This window comes from Yaniella sp., assembly GCF_030453185.1.
Taxonomy (GTDB): domain Bacteria; phylum Actinomycetota; class Actinomycetes; order Actinomycetales; family Micrococcaceae; genus Yaniella.
Window position 1 is genome coordinate 1 of sequence record NZ_JAKDKW010000126.1, and the last position, 4210, is coordinate 4210.

A 4210-nucleotide genomic window follows, 5' to 3' on the forward strand; every position below is an offset into this window, starting at 1 on the left:
CCTTTTCCGGGCCGACCTCCTGATTCTGCGAGCTTGTCCAGTCGGTCACCCAGTTCGTCCATGTAGGTTGCGAGGACGTTTGATCGAGTGATGACTTCGTTCTTCGGGATTCGTTCTCCGTCCTCGTTGAGCACTAGGTCGGGAATCTTCAGATACGGAAGATCTTTGGTCATCTTTACGTCAGCGAATTGCTGCCAGACACCAAGCATTTCGGGAACGTTTTTGAACTTCGAGAACCGGTCCTTGGTGACAAGTTCACCGGCTGCGTTGCGTTCAAATCGCGACACCGTTTGCCCGAACGTCTTGGCCCAGTCATCAAACCGTTCCACACCGGTTTCGCGGAGCAGATCGGGACGGATGTAGCGCATCATGACGTGTGCTTCAGTGATGGAGTTAGCAATCGGAGTGCCCGTGGCCATCGTCACCACTCGGTTGCCGTAAGTGCGGCGCAAGCAATCGAGCTTCATGTCGAGGTCACTAGCACGACCCGATCCATCAATGTTGGCCCCGTTGATCCTCGAAAAGGTTCTAAGGTTCTTAAATAGGTGCGCTTCATCGATAGCCGTATGGTCTATGCCTGTCTCTTCGAGGGTGAGTCCGGCAACGTCGCGGCCATCGAGGACTTTCTTCAGCCGGTCTTCTTCTTTGGCGATCTTGTTTTCGATCTGTTTGACCGTGCTTTTGAACTCGTTATCTGGATCATTGCTCATGCTTTCGAGGGTTTCGCGCAGGTCGGCAATCTGTTGATTCGAGTATGCGGTCAACGTCGCATCGGAGACATCGAGTTTTTCGAACGCAGAGTGGGTCATGATGATGCCGTCCCAGTCTCCTGTCGTGGCTCGTGCGACGAATGCACGGCGTGCAGATGCATCTCCGTTGACGACTTTCATATCATCGGCACCTGCTGAGAGCAGCTGTGCTTGCGGGTACATTTGCTTCCATTCGCGGGTGAACTGTTCAAGCATGTGGCCTGGAACAATGACTGCCGGTTTGTTGACCAAGCCTCGGCGTTTGAGTTCCATTGCCCCCATGACCATCACAGCGGTCTTTCCTGCACCCACTTGGTGAAAGAGGCCGACTCCCTGCTCGGAAACGATTCGGGCCACAGCGGTGCGTTGGTGCTCGTGCGGGGTGAAGTCAGCGGCCAGCCCCGGCAGTGACAAGCGCTGTCCCTCGGCTGTGTAGTCACGGGCGACAAGCGAGTTGAACTGCTGGTTGTACCGTTGCGACAAATCGTTCGCACGGTCGGGGTCTTCCCACACCCATTCGCTGAATCGTTCCTGTATTTCATCGGCTTTGTCCTTTGCCGATTGCGTCTCTATGTCATTGAGATAGGGCTTGCCCTCAGCGTCTTTGTCCTGGACTTTGACTTCACGGCTGTTGACCAAGGAGTCGAACAGATCGTGAGCTGGTCTGCGATCCGTGCCCCATTGATCTGTAGCGAGGTATCCGGCTCGACCGTCGCGCGATCCTTTAACATCCCAGTAGCCTCCCCCGTGATTGACCACACGAGCGTTGTCATCGCCGGTGATTTCTTCGAGGAATTGCTCATGAACTGAGGCAGGAATCCATACAGCCCCGATTTGAGCTTCAATGTCGCTGATCGGCACATCTTCGGGGATGACAGCTTCGAGGGCTTCGACGTTGGTGATCCAGCCACCATTGGGATCTGCTTCGGCTTTTGCGCGTGCCTCAGCGAGCTTTTCGCGCACATTTCCGGAGAGATATTCGGCGCGGGTGATGATCTCGTCGGAGTGGGGATCATCGAATACCAGCGTCCCAAGCTGATCGCGTGTTTCTTCTGGGCTGATTCCGAGGCGGGCAGCGATCTGGTCGAGGTCTGTGCGGCCAGTGTGATCGAGGACCAGGGCAAGGGCTTCCTCGGCTGTGTCAGCGCCAAGCAGTGGTCGCTTGGTGCTGACAGTACGGCGGGTGAGGATGTGCGCCGGTTGCGCAGTCTGCGTTGATTCGTTGAAGTTCTCAGCTGCGACAACGAGGGACCACATCGGATCGGGTGCGAGTGCTTTGTTGACCGTGGGGAAATGGCGTTTTTCAACCCGGGCGATCTCTTTTTCGCCAGTGTCTTTGTTCTCGACTTTCCTATCGACCCAGCTCGTGGTGAACCGGTTGATTGGTCCGTACCGGTCGACGTGTTTCTGCCACGCATCACGTGCGGTGTCGCGCAGGGTGATGGACTGGTCGGAATCCGCGGTGGTTCCGGCCTGTTCCTGAATGACGGCGAACATGCGATCACGCAGGTCGAGCAGGGACTTCGCTTCAGCGTGCCGCGTTTTGGGGATGTCATAGGGCTCGAAAGTTTGCTGGGGCGAGACTTGCTTGAACTCACCGTCATCAAAAACGATCGTGCCGATAGTCAGCTCGGTCTGAGCTTGAATCGCTTCGGCCTGCACAGCCTGTTCTTCTTCGCCCAAGGGCACGTATCCACGGCCCTTGGCCTGCGCGTCGGCGGCGAGGAATGCCAAGCGTTCGCGTAGCTGACTAGGGACAGCCGCCAGATCGTTCGACGTGACCTGTAGCGAATTGTGGAACTGCCCACCTATGGAGTACTCCCCCAGCACATTTTCGGGGTGAGCGATGAAGTAGTCGTTGGTGCGTGGTGTGCGAGTGATGCCGTTGTCATCAACGTCGATGGTGCTCGTCTTGACCCATTGACGAGTCTCAGGGGTCGGTTCCTCACCGGCCATTCGCTTGCGGAATAGAAGCACGTCGGTGACAACATCGGTGCCGGCGGTGCGCCTGTGTGTTCCAGATGGCAGGCGCACGGCTCCGAGGAAGTCGGCCTCTTTGGAGACTTCGGCGCGAAATGCGGGGTTCTGAGAGTCCATCGAGTATTGGCTGGTGATGACGGCCATGACTCCCCCGTCATGCAGGCCACCAATAGCTTTGCGCATGAAGTGGTTGTGCATGGAGAAGCGTGCATCGGGATTCCATGTCGGGTCCGGCAGGTGGCGGTCTCCAAACGGCACATTGCCGATGGCTGCGTCGTACTCCCCTTGCCGCACGGTGGTGTCGGCAAAGGATTCGCTGCGCACGTCAGCTTGCGGGTACAAATGGCCGGCAATCGCGGCGGTCAGTGGGTCGAGTTCCACGCCGACCATGTTCATGCTCTGCGGGGCGGTGCCGATGTAGTTGCCTGAGCCGGTTCCTGGTTCAAGGACTCGTCCGGATTCGAGGCCAAGATCCGACATCGTCTCCCACATGGCGGTGACGAGTCGCGGGTCAGTGTAGTGGGCGTTGAGGGTGGTCCGGCGTGCCGCATCGTATTCCTCGTCGGTGAGGATTTCGCGCAGCTCCGCGTATTCACTGACCCAGTTGTCTTTGCTTGAATCGAATACATCCGGGACAGCTCCCCAGGAGGACCATGCAGCGAGGGTTTCCTGCTCGGTGCGTGTTGCTGGTCGTTGCTCGGCTTCGAGCTGCCGGACTGTGCGAATCGCTTCGATGTTGGCCTTGTAGCGCGTTTTCGCTCCCGAGGGGGCGTACTGGTCTGCCTGAGACAGGTAAAACGGCTCAGCGACGGCCATAGAGGGTGCGGCGGGTTGCTGAGCCGTTTCGGCAGCGGGAATAGATTCGGGAGTCAGACTTCCAGGGGTGTTCCGGTCTCGTCCACTTCTGCTGGAAACGTCTCCCCCACGATCTGGTTCCAGGCCAGTTCCCTGGCCTGGGCGACTCGTGTTCGGTGCTGTCCGATGATTTTCATCGGGTCGTTCGTCTCCGGCTCCGGCTCCATATCTTCCAGAATGCTCTGCTGGGTCTCGTGGAGCTGGTTCAGCAAGTTGTGAAAATAGGTCTCCGGGTTCTGAATCTTGCTGTACCGCTTCGGGGCGTACTTGTGGGCGTACTCCTGAATGGTGTTCGTTGTCCGCATTGGTTGTGTCCTCTCCTGGAGTCAGCTCATGCTCATCGGCATCGATGTCCATGAGAGCGTCAAATATGTCGAGCTGCCCCTCTACTGGGGTGTTCTTCCGTCCGCGTGCCATGCTGTACACGCTATCGAGAATTGGCGACTGATGATGCGCAGGTGTCAGCTGCGTTCGGCGTGGTAGTCATCAATAAGGGCTCGTAGACACTGGCAGTGCTCATCACCAGAGTGGTGGTGCCCTATGCAACGGTCATCGGGGCAGCCGCACGAGTCACCGCCCCATTGAGCATCACCGAAGTGATGCTTCGCCCAGTCGATGGGATCAAT

1 protein-coding gene is annotated in these 4210 nt (G+C 57.6%); it reads right to left on the bottom strand.

All coding sequences use genetic code 11. The annotated features are described in order from the left end of the window. Positions 1-4001 (bottom strand): helicase (locus tag L0H14_RS11970; RefSeq protein WP_301421943.1); only part of this gene is annotated, 4001 nt, incomplete at its 3' end. Between the last annotated feature and the right edge of the window lie 209 nt (positions 4002-4210).